Source organism: Bacteroidota bacterium (assembly GCA_016714535.1).
In the GTDB taxonomy this organism is placed as follows: Bacteria; Bacteroidota; Bacteroidia; order AKYH767-A; family OLB10; genus JADKFV01.
In genome coordinates this window covers 40,662-57,248 of record JADKDR010000002.1, presented here as the reverse complement: position 1 = coordinate 57,248, position 16,587 = coordinate 40,662, and the positions used below count along the sequence as shown (strand labels likewise).

The following is a 16,587-nucleotide window of genomic DNA, read 5'->3' as shown; positions in this document are numbered from 1 at the left end:
ATTCTATTTAATAAAATAATGAGGTGTGAAAATAATAATAAACTTACATTTTGTTTAGTTAACAAAAAAAATGTAAGTTAAATCAAGCTAGCGTGTGTAAAGTCCAATAACCACAAAATTAATTTATTCCCTTATATCAAAGCTGTAAAAGTATTGAAGCCCTTGCGTCTTCAGGCAGCCATTTTCAAGATTCTTGCTGCTCTACGGTTAGATATTATTACCTAAAAATAAAGAAGCGAACTAGCTTTTGTAATAATTCTATAGGCCACGTTTTGTTTATGTCTATTGCTTTTAGGCTTATAGCTTTTTTGCTGTCAGCAAGAAAAACCACATCATCCATTCCAGGATTTCAAAACTTTTATGAGTGTTATCAGCCCTATCAAAATAATTAATATCAGAACCGTCATTTTAAATTGCTCTTGATTAATGCGGTTAAGTATAAGTTTTCCTAAATACGTACCAACAAAAGAAACGGCAACAAGTATGGCAATAAGGTAAAGGTACTTAACTTGAACAAAGCCGCTATCGAGGTAAATAACCGAACGGCAAAGGTCAACTCCCATATCAATAGCTGCAGAGGTACCCACAAAGACATTTTTCTCCAGATTAAAAGCGGCCATACTTGCTCCGCGTATAGCGCCTCCGGTTCCTAAAAGTCCGGCAGCAAAACCAGCTATGCTTCCGCCTGCAACTGCATTTGCGTTAGTTGGCATGAGCTTTAAATTTCTATTGATAAAAAAGAACAAACTAAACAAAATCAAAAAAATGCTCATAGCTATTTCGGCATATTTAAGATTCATACGTGTTACTAATACTGCACCTATGGTTACAGCTATTATGCTGGGAATAGCATATATCAAAAACAGACGTTTATTAATGTGCCTGAAAAACAAAATAATTTTGGCAAGGTTGCTAAACACATGTAACAGTGCGGTAAGTCCAAGCACCGTTTTAAAATCATAAAAAAAACTTGCCAATGGCACAAAAAAAACGGAAGAGCCAAACCCGCCTACAGTTCCTATAATTTCGCACACCAATGCAAGAATGGCAAACACCCAGGTCATAAAATAAAAAGCTATGTTAAGTTATAATAAAAAAAACTGCCTGCTAATGCAGGCAGCAGATAAGACAAGTTTGTTTTGCGCGGGTGTTTAAGTAACTTCAATTTCCTTGGTTTTGGAAACCGTTACTAATTTTTTCGCTACATCTAGTTTTAATACACCGTTTTCATATCGCGCTTTTATATCGTCTTCCATTGCATTGTCGGGCAATGCAAATGAGCGGCTGAATGATTGATAGCTATACTCTTGTCGTGTATAGTTTTTTTGTAACTCTTCCTTTTCCTCTTTTCGCTCTGCCGAAATGGTTAGCATACCCTTTTCAACATTAATCTTAAAATCTTCTTTTGACAAACCCGGAGCGGCTAATTCAATCTCATATTTCTTGTCATCTTCGGCTACATTTACAGCAGGTAAAAAATCGCTTCTTAATGACTTGTCAAAGTTAAAATCGTCAGCTCCAAAAAAGTCAGAAAACATTGGGCTTAAACCCCAGTACGAATTGTTTCTTTTAATAATTGACATCTTTCTTTCTTTATTTAATTAGTTAAACTTTAATTTTGATTGAGACAAAGGTAATTGGCAATTTGGCGATGGTAAATGTATATTGTCAGTTCAATCACTGATTGTTATCATATTAGACGCGTCTTGTTTGCGATACCTTTGTTAGATTAAATAATTAAAAAAAATGACGACTATTGAAACAATTGTTGTTGCCAATTTAAAATGTGATGGATGTGCCACTACCATCCGAAATAAAATTGGTGACCTTAAAGGGGTGTCGGCCGTAGAAGTACAAAATGATAAGGATATAGTGCTTGTAACACACGATGCTTTTGTTGACCGTGAAACCATCACCAGCAAGCTTTTATCATTGGGATATCCTGAAGCAACGGAAGAAAACGGATTGCTCACACAAATCAAAAGTTACATGAGTTGTATGGTAGGGCGTATGAGCAATTAATAATTGGCCACCTTGAATGATTGTGCTATTTTCAAGTTGCCTGATTATGAAAGCGATGAATTATAGCAAAGCCGGAATTATCCCTTTTAGGAAAGATGTTGAGGCTGCTTAAGCCCTTTTTTTTAAAAACCAATGGGTTGATTAATTAAATGATATTAATCATATTTCAACAAAATAAATATCTTGAAAACTTGTAGCTCGAAAGTTAGTACTTTGTGAAATCTAAAAAAATAATAATATGCAAACAATACTTTGTCCAGTAGACTTTTCAGCATCGTCTGAAAATGCAGTGCGCTATGCCGTTCAATTAAATCAAGTGTTAAAATCCAAAATTATTCTGATGCATGCTTACATGACTCCGGTACTGTATAGCGATGTGGCACCGTTTGTGGCAAGTTTGGATTTCGAAACCTTGCAAAGCGAAGCCTATGAAAGCTTAAAAAAGTTTTGCAACAAAGTAGTAGGCGATACCGAAAAGAATGTAGAACTGCTTATACAGCAAGGATTGCCTTCGGCCCGTATTATTGAAATAGCTATCGAGAAAAAGCGGATATGGTTATTATGGGTTCTACCGGCACCACCGCAACAGAGCGATTCATAACAGGAAGCAATGCTTTGCGAGTAGCTAATAATGCCCCTTGTAAGGTAATGCTAGTGCCGGCAAAAGCAAGATTTGATGGTCTGGAAAAAATTGTGTACACCACCGATTTAACAAATGAAAATATGGTGCAGGCACGCGAGCTTTTCCCATTGGCAAAGAAGTTTGATTCAGAAATTGTCGTTTTACATATTGATAGTGCCGGCAACAAGAATGATGAGGAGGTACTAACAATGCTAACCCGAAAATCTAAACAGTTTATTTCTTATAGAAAAAAATCGGGATATGTGTGTAGCGATGATGATGTAACTAAGGGGATTGATTATTTTTTGAAAAAACAGAAGGCAGATTGTCTGGTTGTATATCACCGTCATCGTAATGTATTAGGAGCCATATTTAGCAAGAGTGTAACACAGCGTGTAGCGCTACTAAACAATTTACCGATTATTATTTTGCATGCCGATGATATATTTAATTAATGAAGACTAAACATTCTTAAGACCAATAGTTTTCACAACTAAAAATACCACAAAATTTTTTGAATTTTAAAGGCATCTATGATGCCTTCTTTTTTTAGGATTAGTTGCCACTAAGTACCTATATAAATAAATGGAATCACCTTAGTTCATGTTATGATGTTGTACTTTCAGGTTAAAGGACCTATTTAATTAACAAACCCAAAGCAGCAGCAGCCAGAATAATGTAAGGCTCCTGAATTTTTTTAATATAGATTAAAGCTAATACGGCTGCAATGGCAATAATGGCTGTGGGAATATCGGTTATACTGCGCGATGCTATAATTATTACTGCACCAACCAAAGCGCCTATTACAGCAGCAGTTATTCCATCAACAAATGCTTTTATACTTTCGTTTTTGGCAATCTTATTAAAGTAAGGCGCAGGTATAATGGTAAACAAATAGCACGGCACAAAAGTAGCAAGTGCAGCAACCGAAGCCCCTGGAAAGCCCGCTACCAAGTATCCAATAAAACCAACGGTAATTACCACAGGCCCTGGCGTAATCATGGCCACTGCTACCGCATCTACAAATTGTTTTTCGGTTAGCCATTGATATTCGGTTACAACTCCGCCATGTAAAAAAGGAACAATGGCCAAGCCACTGCCAAAAACAAAGGCTCCGGCCTTGGTAAAAAACCATGCTATCTTTCCTAACTCGCTCCACTCAAAACTCCAAAACCCTATACCAGTTAACAGGATTGTATTTGCACGGCCAATTATAAATTTTGGGGGTGCTTTTATCAGCATATAAATTATTCCTGCTGCAATAAATAACAACACCTCTTCCGATTGAGTAATTACAGTTACCATTCCTGCAATCAAATAAAAAACCCACAACAACCACTTCGACTTTATTTCTTCTACATTAAATTTACTTACTGTCTTAATGGTTAGCTTATAACTACTCATAGCTATAATTCCAATTACAGCAGCTCCAACCCCATAGAATACTGCCTGCATCCATGCCAGGCCACCAAACATTTTATAAGCCATCCCAATTAACACTACCATTATAAACGATGGGATAACAAATGCCAGTCCGCAAATCGTTGCTCCCATTACACCATAATGCACAAAGCCAATATATATGCCCAATTGCGCAGCAAGTGGTCCCGGTGCCAATTGAGCAAGGGCAAGCCCTTCCTTATATTCATCTTCGTTAATCCATTTGCGATTTTCAACCAAATCGCGATGCATGTATCCTACCAACGCTACCGGACCGCCAAAACCCGTGTACCCTAATTTAAGGAAATACCCTGCAAGCTGCCGCAAGCTATAATTGGGCTTGATAAAAGTTTTACTCATACAAATATTTTAAACAGGGATAAACATAAAGCTTTTAGCTGAATCTGTTTTTTTATTAAAAGGAACTTCCATTTAGTTCATCTTCGAAAAAGAAAGAATTGTTTGATGAGCATTACAGTTTTGAGATGGCAAATGGCTTATTAATCAATATTTTACAACTATTGACACGAATAAAAATATGGTACCGTTGTAAGATGAGTCTCAACCATTTCTGCAATTCTGGTGCATGTATATGCTAACTTCATTCTAGTTTGTACTTTGCCATAGGTAGCAGTTATCAAGATTTATGTCTAAGCTGCATTTACTGGCATTACTTAGCTTATAATAGTTAGTTGGGTTAACGGATTGAGAATATTTTGCCAAAGCGCGGCTTTCATTTCTATAAATGGAGCAAAAATTCAATTAAAATCAAGCCCCTTGAATGCGCAAGGTGTTTATACATTGGCAAATACACTTAATAATACTACTTTCGCGCGCTCAAAAAAATAAAGGGGAGCAAACAATAAATGCAAGAAATCAGGAATATAGCGATTATCGCTCACGTTGACCACGGTAAAACCACCTTGGTTGATAAAATACTACATCAAACAAACATTTTTCGCGAAAATCAGGAAACAGGCGAACTCATATTAGATAACAACGACCTTGAACGCGAACGTGGAATTACCATCGTTAGCAAAAATGTGAGTGTTATTTATAAAGATGTAAAAATCAACATCATTGACACACCAGGTCACGCGGATTTTGGAGGTGAAGTAGAGCGTGTAATGAGCATGGCCGATGGAGTTTTGCTTCTTGTAGATGCATTTGAAGGCCCCATGCCTCAAACTCGCTTTGTTACAGAAAAAGCACTTAAGGCAGGCCTGAAACCTATCCTTGTAATTAATAAAGTTGATAAAGAAAACTGCCGCCCCGATGAAGTGCACGAAGCCGTTTTTGATTTGTTCTTTAACCTCGATGCTACGCAGGACCAGTTAGATTTTCCTACCATATATGGTAGCAGTAAGCAAGGATGGATGAGCGAGGACTGGAAAAAACCAACCGAAGATATAACCCCATTACTTGATTCAATACTTGCCAATGTGCCTCCGGCACCACGCCACCAAGGAACACCACAAATGCTTATTACCTCTTTAGATTACTCCACCTTTGTTGGCCGAATTGCTATTGGCAGGTTGTTTCGTGGCGAATTAAAAGAAAATATGGCCGTAAGCCTTTGTAAGCGCGATGGCACGGTGATCAAATCCCGTATTAAAGAGCTAATGACTTTTGAAGCTTTGGGAAAAAAGAAGGTGACAAGTGCATTGGCCGGTGATATAGTAGCATTAACAGGATTAGAAAATTTTGAAATTGGCGATTCAGTGGCTGATATAGAAAATCCTGAACCTCTTAAATCTATAAAGGTTGACGAACCTACCATGAGCATGATGTTTACCATAAACAACTCACCGTTTTTTGGTAAGGAGGGCAAGTTTGTAACCAGCCGTCACCTCCGCGACAGACTTTTTAAGGAGACAGAAAAAAATCTTGCCATGCGGGTGGTAGAAACTAATTCGCCCGATTCATACTTAGTATATGGTCGTGGTATATTGCATTTGTCTATCCTTATTGAAACCATGAGGCGCGAAGGGTACGAGTTTCAGGTTGGCCAGCCCCAAGTATTAGTAAAAACCATTGATGGCGAAAAATGTGAGCCATACGAAACACTTAGTGTAGATGTGCCCGAAGAAGGTGCCGGCAAAGTAATAGAACTTGCCACTATGCGTAAAGGCGACTTGCTCATGATGGAGCCCAAAGGCGACTTGCAACATGTGGAGTTTGAAATTCCATCGCGTGGCTTAATAGGCTTGCGAAATCAGGTGCTTACTGCAACACAGGGCCGTGCAGTGATGAATCATCGATTCAAAGAATATAAACCTTGGAGAGGCGACATACCAGGCCGCATCAACGGTGTGCTCATTGCTCACGAAGCAGGCACCACCACTCCTTATGCCATTGATGGATTGCAAGACCGCGGACAGTTTTTTGTTGACCCCAACGAGAATATTTACGTGGGCCAGGTAATTGGTGAACAAAACAAGCCCGGTGACCTTGTAATTAATATTACTAAGACAAAGAAACTTACCAATATGCGAGCTTCAGGTAGCGATGATAATGTACGAATAGCTCCTAAAATTAATATGAGCCTTGAAGAAAATCTAGAATACATTCAAGGAGATGAAATGGTTGAAATAACGCCTCAAAATATACGCCTGCGCAAGGTACACCTCAATCACGAAGATCGCAAAAGGTATGAAAAATCGATGGGCTCATAAGTTATGTGCATCATCTTGAAATTTTTTTGTGATTTAAAAAAGAGGATTTAAAAAGGCAGTGAGCAGGTGATATAGACGTTGCTCCTTTATCACAGGAGCAAATTGATTTCACAAAAAGATCTTTATCATGTTTTATTTTATCATCTATTACTAATATTGCGAGGTTCAAAGTAAATTCTGCTAAAGTTGAATATTTACACACGTAAGCAACGATGGAAGTTACTGCTGCTGATAGCAGCAATGATTATTGGTGTAGTATCCTTATGGTACACCAATGGACTTGTATCGAAACTAGCCGAAGAAGAAAAAAAGAAAATTGAGCTTTGGGCAAAAGCAACCCAACATCTTGCCGATGTTGAAATAAATGCGGGTGACCTCACCTTTACTTTTGATGTGGTAGCCAGCAATCACACCATACCCATTATTCAAACAGACGAAAACTTTATTATTAAAAGCTCGGCTAACCTTGACACGGCCAAGATTATTGAAGATAGCATGTATCTCTATCGTGAATTAGCTATCATGCGCAAACAACATGAACCGCTTGAAATTAATTATGCCAAAAATGCAAAAGATTACATCTTTTATGCAGACTCAAGAATTCTAACACAATTACGCTATTACCCTTATGTGCAATTAGCAATTATTGCATTGTTTCTGTTAGTGTCTTACCTTGCCTTCAGCACTTCACGCAAAGCAGAACAAAATCAGGTGTGGGTGGGGATGGCTAAGGAAACCGCGCATCAATTGGGCACACCGATATCATCACTGTCTGCATGGATCGAATATTTGAAATCGAAGTATCCGAGCGAATTGAATTTAGATGAAATGGATAAAGATGTAGCACGCCTAAGTACCATTACCGAGCGCTTTAGTAAAATTGGCAGTGCCCCTGCTTTAAAACGTGAAAATGTAATTGAGGTGATTCAGGCTTCCATCAACTATATACGTACACGCACCTCACAAAAAGTATTCTTAAAGGTTAAAAACGAACAGGACTACGATGTGCTTGCCCCCATGAATGTGCCGTTGTTTGAATGGGTACTTGAAAATATTTTTAAAAACGCCATTGATGCAATGGCCGGAGTTGGTGATATTGGCGTTGTTGTAACAGACCAAAACCAGTTTGTTTACATTGATATAAGTGATACAGGAAAAGGAATTCCTAAGTCAAAGTATAATACTGTTTTCAAACCGGGATATACCACTAAGAACCGGGGATGGGGACTCGGGCTTAGTCTTTCAAAGCGGATAGTGGAAGAGTATCACAAAGGACAAATATTTGTAAAGCGTAGTGAGTTAAACAAAGGCACCACTTTTCGCATTGTACTTCCCAAGCAAGCCGCTTAATTTTTTCTTAGAATTTTTTTGGTACAAAAAGTTAATGCTTTGCAACATTTCATTTGTGAAATGTTGATTGCGTTACAAAATCCTTTAAGTAAAATGGCTCGAAGTAGGCTATATCCTCCAGTTGATTGGTATTGTATTTTTGCACAGCAAGAGGAGTCATGCATCCTGCATCAGGATTAAAATTTTCAATAATAAACGGGTAGTCTAAAAAACGATTAAGGTTTTTTAATTTAAAAGCGCCATTGCCAAAGAAGTAAATCTTGTGACTCGCCAACAAATCAGCAAATGAATTTTCGGACAAAATTTTTGCCTCTGTCGGAATTCTGAAATCTAACGATTGATCAAAGACTGCTGTATATACCTCCATTCTTCGAGCGTCTATCATGGGGCATAATAAAGCATCTGTTTCAATTTTTTCATTAAGCAAAAATTGCTGGGCATAAAATTGAAGTGTGTTGGTGCTTAGCATAGGAATTTGCAAAGCAAAACACAAACCTTTTGCAGTTGCCACACCTATACGCAAGCCCGTATACGACCCCGGGCCTTTGCTTACATTAACTGCATTTATGTCCCTTAGGCTCATGCTTGCCTGCTGCAACGCCTCCTCTATCATGGGCGTAATTACCGAAGCATGCGCTTTGGGTTGATTGCCCCACACCCTGCTTACAACTTCAAGCCCCTTGCTTACAGCTATTGAACAGGTTTCGGTAGCAGTTTCTATATGCAATATTATTGGATGCATGTGGCAAATATGTAAAGGCTGAATGGAATACCATAATTTATTTTCCAAAGTTTGGCATTTTTTTATCGCTGCCTGCACTTGGGTATGTTTGCCTTTTTTTAATTATCTTTAGCCAATGCGTTGGTTGCTACCTATAGTGATTGTTTTGTTGGCGTTTTCATCAAGGCCATGCAGGGCAACTCATATGCGTGCCGGAGAAATTACTTACAAGCAACTGGGCACCTATTACTACGAAGTAACCATTACAGTTTTTACAAAACCCTCCAGCAATATTGACCGGCCGGTTTTAGAATTACACTGGGGCGATGGTACTAAAGATTCCATAGACCGTATCAATATTCAAACTCTTCAGGGTGTAGTGGATGTAGATAAAATAACCTATAGGGGTACGCATCAGTATCCCGGTCCTGCAACTTACATCCTGCATTTCGAAGATCAAAACCGAAATGCCAATGTTATCAATATGAACAATAGCGCCAATGTTGCTTTTTTTGTGCAGTCTATGTTGGTCATCAATCCCTTTCTTGGAGGAAATAATTCGGTACAATTGCTCAATGATCCCATTGATATGGGTGCCATAAATCAGTTGTTTATTCATAATGCAGGAGCCTATGACCCTGATGGTGATAGCCTGTCCTATCAACTTGAAATTTGTAAAGCCAACGGAGGAGTAAACTGCCCGGGTTATTCGTATCCTACTGCAAGCATATCATTTAGTATTGATGCCATAACGGGCGATTTAATTTGGAATACTCCTGTAACGGTGGGCATATACAATGTAGCCTTTAGTATTAATGAATGGCGCAACGGCACTAAAATAGGATACGTAACACGCGATATGCAGATAGAGATACTGCCTAGTACCAACAACCCTCCGGTGTTGAACTTTATGGCCGATACTTGTGTAGAAGCGGGAAGCACCTGCACATTTCAAGTAACTGCAACCGATGCCGATAATGACAATGTTACACTAAGTGCAACAGGGGCTCCTTTTTTGCTGTCACCCGATTCTGCTTATTTTGCAATTCAAACATCACAGGGTTCGGTAAGCTCACAGTTTATCTGGAATACCACCTGTGCCCATGTTCGCAAAAAACCGTGGACAGTTTCCTTTAAAGCTGTAGACTATCACATTAGTCCACAACCTCCATCGCCACTCAACTTTGCCGACTATCAATTGCGCAACATAACAATAGTAGCACCGGCTCCACAAAACCTTATGGCTCTGCCACAAGGCAATACCATCAACTTAACATGGGACCAAAGTTTATGTGCACAAGCAAAAGGGTATAGCATATACCGCCACATAGGAGCCACAGGCTGGACCCATGCGTATTGCGAAACCGGAGTGCCCTCATATACAGGGTATGTCAATATTAAAACCATACAGAATGTAACTACTACAAGTTTTACCGATGACAACAACGGAGCAGGCCTTTCGCAAGGAATAGATTATTGTTATCTGATAATAGCCTGGTTTGATGATGGTGCAGAAAGCTATGCAAGCAATGAGGCATGTGCGCATTTACGCAACGATATTCCTCTTATGACACATGTATCGGTAAACACTACTCAATCAACTGCCGGACAAATCTATATTGCCTGGAGCAAACCAAATGAAATAGATTCGGTTGTTGCTCCGGGGCCGTATTATTATATTCTAAATAAAGGTACCGGGCAGTCAGGCAATTCCATGTTGCCGTATGATACCCTTCCCACAATAAACGACACAACATATATAGACCTAGTTAACAATACTGTTGGCCTGGCTTACAGCTATAGTATAACTATGATAAACAATACCCCCAACATGCAGTTCGCTATGGGGACGTGTCATTTTGCTTCTTCTGTTTATCTTGCAGCACAACCCACCGATAAGTCTGTTAAACTCACCTGGACAGAACAAGTGCCCTGGACTAATTTTGCTTATATAGTTTATAAATGGAATGGAGTCTCCTTTGACTCCATTGCTACCACTTCTAAACAAAATTTTACAGATACCGGATTAGTGAATGGACAGCAACATTGCTATAAGATAAAATCATGGGGGACATATAATATTAAAAGTATGCCAGATACTTTGTACAACTATTCGCAGGAGTTGTGCGCAATTCCGGTTGATAATATTGCACCCTGCCCTCCGGTAATCGCAGTAAAGCAATTATGCGACAGTGCTTCTAACAGCATTAGCTGGAGCTGGAAAGACAGCGTTTGTCACAGCGATTTGAACTTATTGCAACTATATTTTATTCCGCTTGGTTCAAGCGCATCGCAACTTATATATCAAACCCATACTACCTCAGACACCCTTTATGTTCATGATAGTTTGCCTGTAATTGGAGGATGTTATTTCATCACCGTTACGGATAGTAACGGAAACTCAGCAAACAGCAACACGGTGTGTGTAGACAATTGCCCAAAGTTTGATTTGCCAAATGTATTCACACCTAACAATGATGGCATCAATGATTTTTTTGAACCGAGCGTATATAGTTATGTTGACAAAACAGAATTCACTATCTACAATCGTTGGGGAAACCCGGTTTACCGCACCATGGATAAGAAAATTTATTGGGATGGAAACCATTTGAATAGCGGTGATCCTTGCCCCGAAGGTGTTTACTATTATCTTTGCACTTTTACCTACAGCCTGTTGGATCGTAAAGAGACTAAAACGATAACGGGTGTGGTTCACTTGATAAGATAATATGTTTACAGGAATAGTAGAAAACATTGGAAAAGTAGTTGCCCTGCGCAGTGAACAAAGCAATTTGCACATCACCATAGAAAGCAGTTTTACAGATGAATTAAAAATTGACCAAAGCATTGCACACAATGGTGCATGCCTTACGGTGGTAGAAATTATTGGAGCTCAATACGGGGTTACAGCCATTGATGAAACCTTGAAAAAAACAAATCTGGGTCTGTTGCAAATTGGCGACATAATTAACCTGGAACGTTGCTTGCTTGCCAACGCACGAATAGACGGCCACATTGTACAAGGCCATGTAGATACCACCGCTAGCGTTACAAAAGTTGAGAACATGCAAGGCAGCTGGAACTTTTTTTTTGAATACCCTCCACAACCCGAATATCTCACAGTATCTAAAGGCTCGATATGTGTAAATGGTGTTAGCCTTACGGTTGTCGATTCAGGAATTAATACCTTTTCAGTAAGCATTATTCCATACACTTTTGAAAATACAGGTTTTAAATTTTTAAAAGAAGGCGATATGGTAAACATTGAATTTGATATCCTCGGAAAGTACATTGCCAAACTTTACAAAAAATAACCTATAAATAAAAAGCTACAATTCCGTTAATCACTATATTTAGCTATAAACGAAATTAAGAATCGACCCTCAGGATTCATAAAAATTTTTACTATTGCAATCTGCAATCAACAAAAATGTCGCACGATTTCCTTATTAATACGTCACAGCCAAAATCTTTGATTTATGGCGAGTTGTTAATTCAGGCCGAAGCATTGGTAAATAGCGAATCAGATAAACTTGCCAATTGCTGCAACCTTATAGCAGCGCTAAAACAAGCTTTCGGTTTTTGGTGGGTGGGTATATATTACGTAAAGGGAAATGGACTTGTGCTTGGGCCGTTTCAGGGCCCCATAGCCTGCACCCGCATAGGATTTGGCAAAGGAGTTTGTGGAACAGCATGGCAACGCAAAGAAGTCGTTGTGGTGGATGATGTGGATACATTTCCGGGGCATATTGCCTGTAGCAGTCTTTCAAAGTCAGAAATTGTTGTACCAATACTTCGTAATAAAGAAGTAATTGCTGTGCTCGATATCGACAGCGATAAATACGCAGATTTTGACAACACCGATACAATTTATCTATCTAAATTGGCCCACTTATTTGAACAGAACGTTTAAACTTAAGGTATATGAAAATAAAAAATCTACTACTTATTATTGCTGCATCCGTGGTATACTATAACAGTTACAGTCAGACACGTACCAACAAAAAAGGCTCGCAACTGCAGTTTACTTTAAGCAAGGAGCTGGCAGCGACCAATGTCAAAAACCAACAAAGCAGTGGAACATGTTGGTGCTTTAGCACCAACTCGTTTCTCGAAAGTGAAATTATTCGCATGGGAAAAGGCACGCATGATATAGCCGAAATGTTTACTGTACGTAATATGTATCTGCTAAAAGGCCGACACTATTTGCGATATGTAGGCAAAACTCAGTTTGCAGATGGTGGCGAACCACACGATGTAATGGCTGCCATACGCGACTATGGTATGCTTCCACAAAACGCCTATGACATACGCCCGGGATATAACCCAGATAAAATTAGTACCGGAGAAATGGAATCCGTATTAAAGGGGATGCTTGATAATATGCTTGCGCTAAAGGATGGGAGGCTATCGCCTGCAGCAATACCTGCTTTTGAAGCCGCGGTAAATGCCTATCTCGGTGTGCCTCCAGCCGAATTCGTATATGAGGGAAAAAAGTATACGCCTAAAACATTTGTAAATGCGCTGGGCATAAATCCGGATGATTATGTTGAAATAACTTCTTTTACGCACCATCCCTTTTATTCAAAATTTATTTTAGAGGTACCTGACAATTGGATGAATGGATATGTGTACAATGTTACTCTTGAGGAGTTAAAATCGATTACTGATAACGCCATCAGCAATGGATATACCATTGCATGGGCAAGTGATGTTAGCGAAAAGGGATTTAACTATAAAAGCGGCCTGGCTATCGTTCCTGAAAAAAATTACGATGATATGAGTAAGGAAGAAAAAGACTCTTTGTTTTTGAAACCCTGTATTGAAAAAGCAATAAATCAACAAAACCGACAGGAAGCATTTGACAATCTAAGTACACAGGACGATCATGGCATGCATATTACCGGTACAGCGCAAGATCAGTTTGGTAAAAAATATTACCTGGTAAAAAATTCATGGGGCACCGATCAGAATGAATGCGGTGGATACTTTTATTGCAGCGAAGCTTACTTTATGTATAAAACTACCGCCATCATGGTGCATAAGAATGCCATTTCTAAAGAAATTTCTAAAAAGTTGGGATTGTAATTTTAACTTCCTAAGTGTTACTGTTTGTCAGGCTGGTGCTTGCTTCTTGTATTATTCCTGGTCTTCAAAAATTTCGAATAATAACTCTTCTACAGATTGTTGTGGCTGCAGGTGAAAGGCCGTTAATCCCGCTTTACGCGCACCTTCTACATGTACGAGTGTGTCGTCAATAAATATTGTTTCTTCCGGATTCAGATTGTTTTCGCGAATGATAAGAGAATAAATATCCATATCCGGCTTGCGCATTCCTGCACGACAACTGTAATAGATTTTTTCAAAACAATCTTGAAAAGCATTCGCTCCAAACTCATTACTTAATATAGTTTCAAATTCTGTAATATGCGTTTCGTTGGTGTTACTCAACAGGAATAATTTGAAATCAGACTTCAACTCCTGAAGCAACTGCATACGGTCGGCCGGAATACTACCCAGCATGGCATTCCATGCCTCTTCAATAATACTGCCCGGCAAAAAACTGCCTATGTATGCGCGCACTTCATTGCGAAACTGATCGGGAGTAATATGGCCCTTATCAAATTTAATAAATAACTCTGTGGGTTTTGACTGACTGTAAATATCTCCGAAATTTGAAAAGCCAATTCGCTCAAAAGCGCGTACGGTTGCATCAATATTTAAATCAAGCAACACAACGCCCAAATCGAAAATAATATTTTTAATTTTTGCCTTCATGCTGCTAAGTAAAGCATAGCAGCAAGTTTATCAAAACTGTTGCTAAAAAAAAGAAACATTTAGGGTGAAAATTTATCCATTACAAAGGATTTCCTGCATTTCGCTGTGTCGTTCATTGGATAAGGCATTATTGATGTTGATTAGGTCTGAGCAAATAGGCCCATCTCTCAAACGATTGGCACAACTTTTAAACAGAGGCTCCAAGCCAACAATTACTTTATGATTTAATATGCAACTTACCAATAATGCTAAATGCTTAATACTTCTGTTATGCATAATACATGTGGATTTTTATTTTAATCATGCGCTGTTAAACTTACTACAGTTGGTAATTGGCGTTTATCCATTTTTCAAAATTCAAGTTCCGCTATTGCGCATTGTAATTAATTCTGATAGAAAGTAAAAAGTTGACGACTATTCATATTGAAAATACAAATCATCACTCGTTAAAATAAATTGGCCATACATGACTTTATAATCAAACGGTATATAGCATCTAAATCCTTAAATGTGATAGGCCAAAAACTAATTTCCTTTTCTATTGTTTGTTTAATGGCCTGACGGGGATATTAAAGCATATAGTTCAATTTTTACAATGCTAAAAAAAACTACTTTTGCGCCCGCACTAAAAACAAAACGAATGGCTACAGATAAATTTCAAGGAGTAGATTATTTTCAGATTGATGAATTGCTTACCGAAGAACATCGCCTGATACGCGATAGTGTTCGTGAGTATGTTAAACGCGACATTTCTCCCATCATAGAAGACTATGCCCAACGTGCAGAGTTTCCTAAACAAATAATTAAAGGATTGGCCGAAATAGGCGCCTTTGGCCCTTACATACCGCAACAGTATGGAGGGGGAGGCCTCGATCAAATTTCGTATGGTCTTATTATGCAAGAAATAGAACGTGGCGATAGCGGAGTGCGCAGCACTGCAAGCGTACAAAGTTCGCTGGTTATGTATCCCATTTATACCTATGGAAGTGAGGAGCAACGCAAAAAATATTTGCCTAAACTGGCTACCGGAGAATGGATGGGATGCTTTGGGCTTACTGAGCCTGATTTTGGCAGCAACCCTTCGGGAATGCTCACGAATATTAAAGATGCCGGCTCTCATTATGTTCTTAACGGCAGCAAAATGTGGATAAGCAATTCGCCATTTGCAGATATAGCTGTGGTGTGGGCAAAAGATGAAAACGGTGACATACGAGGCATGGTAGTAGAACGCGGTATGGAAGGTTTTACAACACCCGAAACACATGGCAAGTGGAGCCTTCGCGCATCTGCTACCGGAGAGTTGGTTTTCGATAATGTAAAGGTGCCAAAGGAAAATATTTTTCCCAACGTAAAAGGACTTAAAGGGCCACTGGGATGTTTAAATAGCGCACGCTATGGTATTGCATGGGGCGCTATTGGCGCTGCCATGGATTGCTACGATTCGGCACTACGCTATAGCAAAGAGCGAGTACAGTTTGGTAAGCCCATAGGTGCATTTCAACTTACGCAAAAAAAATTAGCCGAGATGGTTACCGAAATTACCAAGGCACAATTAATGGCGTGGCGGCTTGGAGTTTTAAAAAATGAAAACCGTGCAACACCTCAACAAATAAGTATGGCCAAACGTAACAATGTAAACATGGCCTTACAGATAGCTCGCGAAGCACGTCAGATTCATGGCGGCATGGGCATTACCGGAGAATATCCGATTATGCGCCATATGATGAATCTTGAAAGCGTTATTACCTACGAGGGCACCCATGACATACATCTATTAATTACAGGTATGGATGTAACAGGGTTCAATGCTTTTGAAGGTTGAGAGTAGCCTAAAGCAAGCAACCGGAAAGTAATGGTGATTTGTTGATAGTTTTATCCATCAAATCACCATTTTTATTTTCATATAAGGCCAAAATTTATTGTGAAATTGCCCGGCACTTAACAAGGGTAAATTTCTTTCTTGCAACAACCCGTCAACA

At 39.0% G+C, this 16,587-nt stretch carries 16 protein-coding genes; 10 read left to right on the top strand and 6 right to left on the bottom strand.

Features of this window, described 5'->3' with window-relative positions; genetic code table 11:
* Window positions 1-332 precede the first annotated feature (332 nt).
* On the bottom strand, window positions 333-1,064 hold the full coding sequence (locus IPO27_03555; protein MBK8845673.1) for a sulfite exporter TauE/SafE family protein: 732 nt from the start codon (window positions 1,062-1,064) through the stop codon (window positions 333-335).
* Between the two features lie 87 nt (window positions 1,065-1,151).
* Window positions 1,152-1,583, bottom strand: a complete 432-nt coding sequence (locus IPO27_03550; protein ID MBK8845672.1) for an Hsp20/alpha crystallin family protein — start codon at window positions 1,581-1,583, stop codon at window positions 1,152-1,154.
* Between the two features lie 163 nt (window positions 1,584-1,746).
* Here IPO27_03550 and IPO27_03545 point away from each other — a divergent pair, with 163 nt between their 5' ends.
* From IPO27_03545 to IPO27_03535, 3 genes are all read left to right on the top strand, one after another.
* Window positions 1,747-2,022 carry a heavy-metal-associated domain-containing protein gene (locus tag IPO27_03545; GenBank protein ID MBK8845671.1) on the top strand — a complete coding sequence of 92 codons (276 nt, stop codon included), beginning with the start codon at window positions 1,747-1,749 and terminating at the stop codon, window positions 2,020-2,022.
* 238 nt (window positions 2,023-2,260) lie between these two features.
* Window positions 2,261-2,623: a universal stress protein gene (locus IPO27_03540; protein MBK8845670.1), complete on the top strand. Its 363-nt coding sequence runs from the start codon at window positions 2,261-2,263 to the stop codon at window positions 2,621-2,623.
* On the top strand, window positions 2,575-3,099 hold the full coding sequence (locus IPO27_03535) for a universal stress protein (protein ID MBK8845669.1): 525 nt from the start codon (window positions 2,575-2,577) through the stop codon (window positions 3,097-3,099). Before IPO27_03540 ends, IPO27_03535 begins: the two co-directional genes overlap by 49 nt.
* Before the next feature lie 181 nt (window positions 3,100-3,280).
* On the opposite strand, the gene IPO27_03530 is transcribed toward IPO27_03535, so the two are convergent.
* Window positions 3,281-4,444, bottom strand: a complete 1,164-nt coding sequence (locus tag IPO27_03530) for a chromate transporter (protein MBK8845668.1) — start codon at window positions 4,442-4,444, stop codon at window positions 3,281-3,283.
* A 506-nt stretch (window positions 4,445-4,950) separates the two neighbouring features.
* On the opposite strand from IPO27_03530, the gene typA reads away from it, so the two are divergent.
* Window positions 4,951-6,759 carry a translational GTPase TypA gene (typA, locus tag IPO27_03525; GenBank protein MBK8845667.1) on the top strand — a complete coding sequence of 603 codons (1,809 nt, stop codon included), beginning with the start codon at window positions 4,951-4,953 and terminating at the stop codon, window positions 6,757-6,759.
* 186 nt (window positions 6,760-6,945) lie between these two features.
* Window positions 6,946-8,109: a HAMP domain-containing histidine kinase gene (locus tag IPO27_03520; protein ID MBK8845666.1), complete on the top strand. Its 1,164-nt coding sequence runs from the start codon at window positions 6,946-6,948 to the stop codon at window positions 8,107-8,109.
* Between the two features lie 49 nt (window positions 8,110-8,158).
* On the opposite strand, the gene tsaB is transcribed toward IPO27_03520, so the two are convergent.
* Complete coding sequence (gene tsaB, locus IPO27_03515) at window positions 8,159-8,851, bottom strand: tRNA (adenosine(37)-N6)-threonylcarbamoyltransferase complex dimerization subunit type 1 TsaB (protein MBK8845665.1); 693 nt, start codon at window positions 8,849-8,851, stop codon at window positions 8,159-8,161.
* A 115-nt stretch (window positions 8,852-8,966) separates the two neighbouring features.
* Between tsaB and IPO27_03510 the strand changes: the two genes are divergently transcribed.
* From IPO27_03510 to IPO27_03495, 4 genes are all read left to right on the top strand, one after another.
* Complete coding sequence (locus IPO27_03510) at window positions 8,967-11,558, top strand: gliding motility-associated C-terminal domain-containing protein (GenBank protein MBK8845664.1); 2,592 nt, start codon at window positions 8,967-8,969, stop codon at window positions 11,556-11,558.
* Window position 11,559: 1 nt separating this feature from the next.
* A complete protein-coding gene (locus IPO27_03505; GenBank protein ID MBK8845663.1) occupies window positions 11,560-12,144 on the top strand; it encodes a riboflavin synthase in 585 nt (194 codons plus the stop codon).
* A gap of 116 nt (window positions 12,145-12,260) precedes the next feature.
* Window positions 12,261-12,743 carry a GAF domain-containing protein gene (locus IPO27_03500; GenBank protein MBK8845662.1) on the top strand — a complete coding sequence of 161 codons (483 nt, stop codon included), beginning with the start codon at window positions 12,261-12,263 and terminating at the stop codon, window positions 12,741-12,743.
* Window positions 12,744-12,754: 11 nt separating this feature from the next.
* Window positions 12,755-13,918 carry an aminopeptidase gene (locus IPO27_03495; protein MBK8845661.1) on the top strand — a complete coding sequence of 388 codons (1,164 nt, stop codon included), beginning with the start codon at window positions 12,755-12,757 and terminating at the stop codon, window positions 13,916-13,918.
* Between the two features lie 51 nt (window positions 13,919-13,969).
* On the opposite strand, the gene IPO27_03490 is transcribed toward IPO27_03495, so the two are convergent.
* Together IPO27_03490 and IPO27_03485 are read right to left on the bottom strand one after the other, a co-directional pair.
* Window positions 13,970-14,608 (bottom strand): HAD family phosphatase, encoded by a 639-nt coding sequence (locus tag IPO27_03490; GenBank protein ID MBK8845660.1) that lies wholly within the window; start codon window positions 14,606-14,608, stop codon window positions 13,970-13,972.
* Between the two features lie 72 nt (window positions 14,609-14,680).
* The gene (locus IPO27_03485) at window positions 14,681-14,884 is read right to left on the bottom strand and encodes a hypothetical protein (GenBank protein MBK8845659.1); all 204 of its coding nucleotides are present in this window, start codon (window positions 14,882-14,884) and stop codon (window positions 14,681-14,683) included.
* 364 nt (window positions 14,885-15,248) lie between these two features.
* Here IPO27_03485 and IPO27_03480 point away from each other — a divergent pair, with 364 nt between their 5' ends.
* Window positions 15,249-16,430, top strand: coding sequence for an acyl-CoA dehydrogenase family protein (locus tag IPO27_03480; protein MBK8845658.1), 1,182 nt, complete (start codon window positions 15,249-15,251; stop codon window positions 16,428-16,430).
* Window positions 16,431-16,587 lie beyond the last annotated feature (157 nt).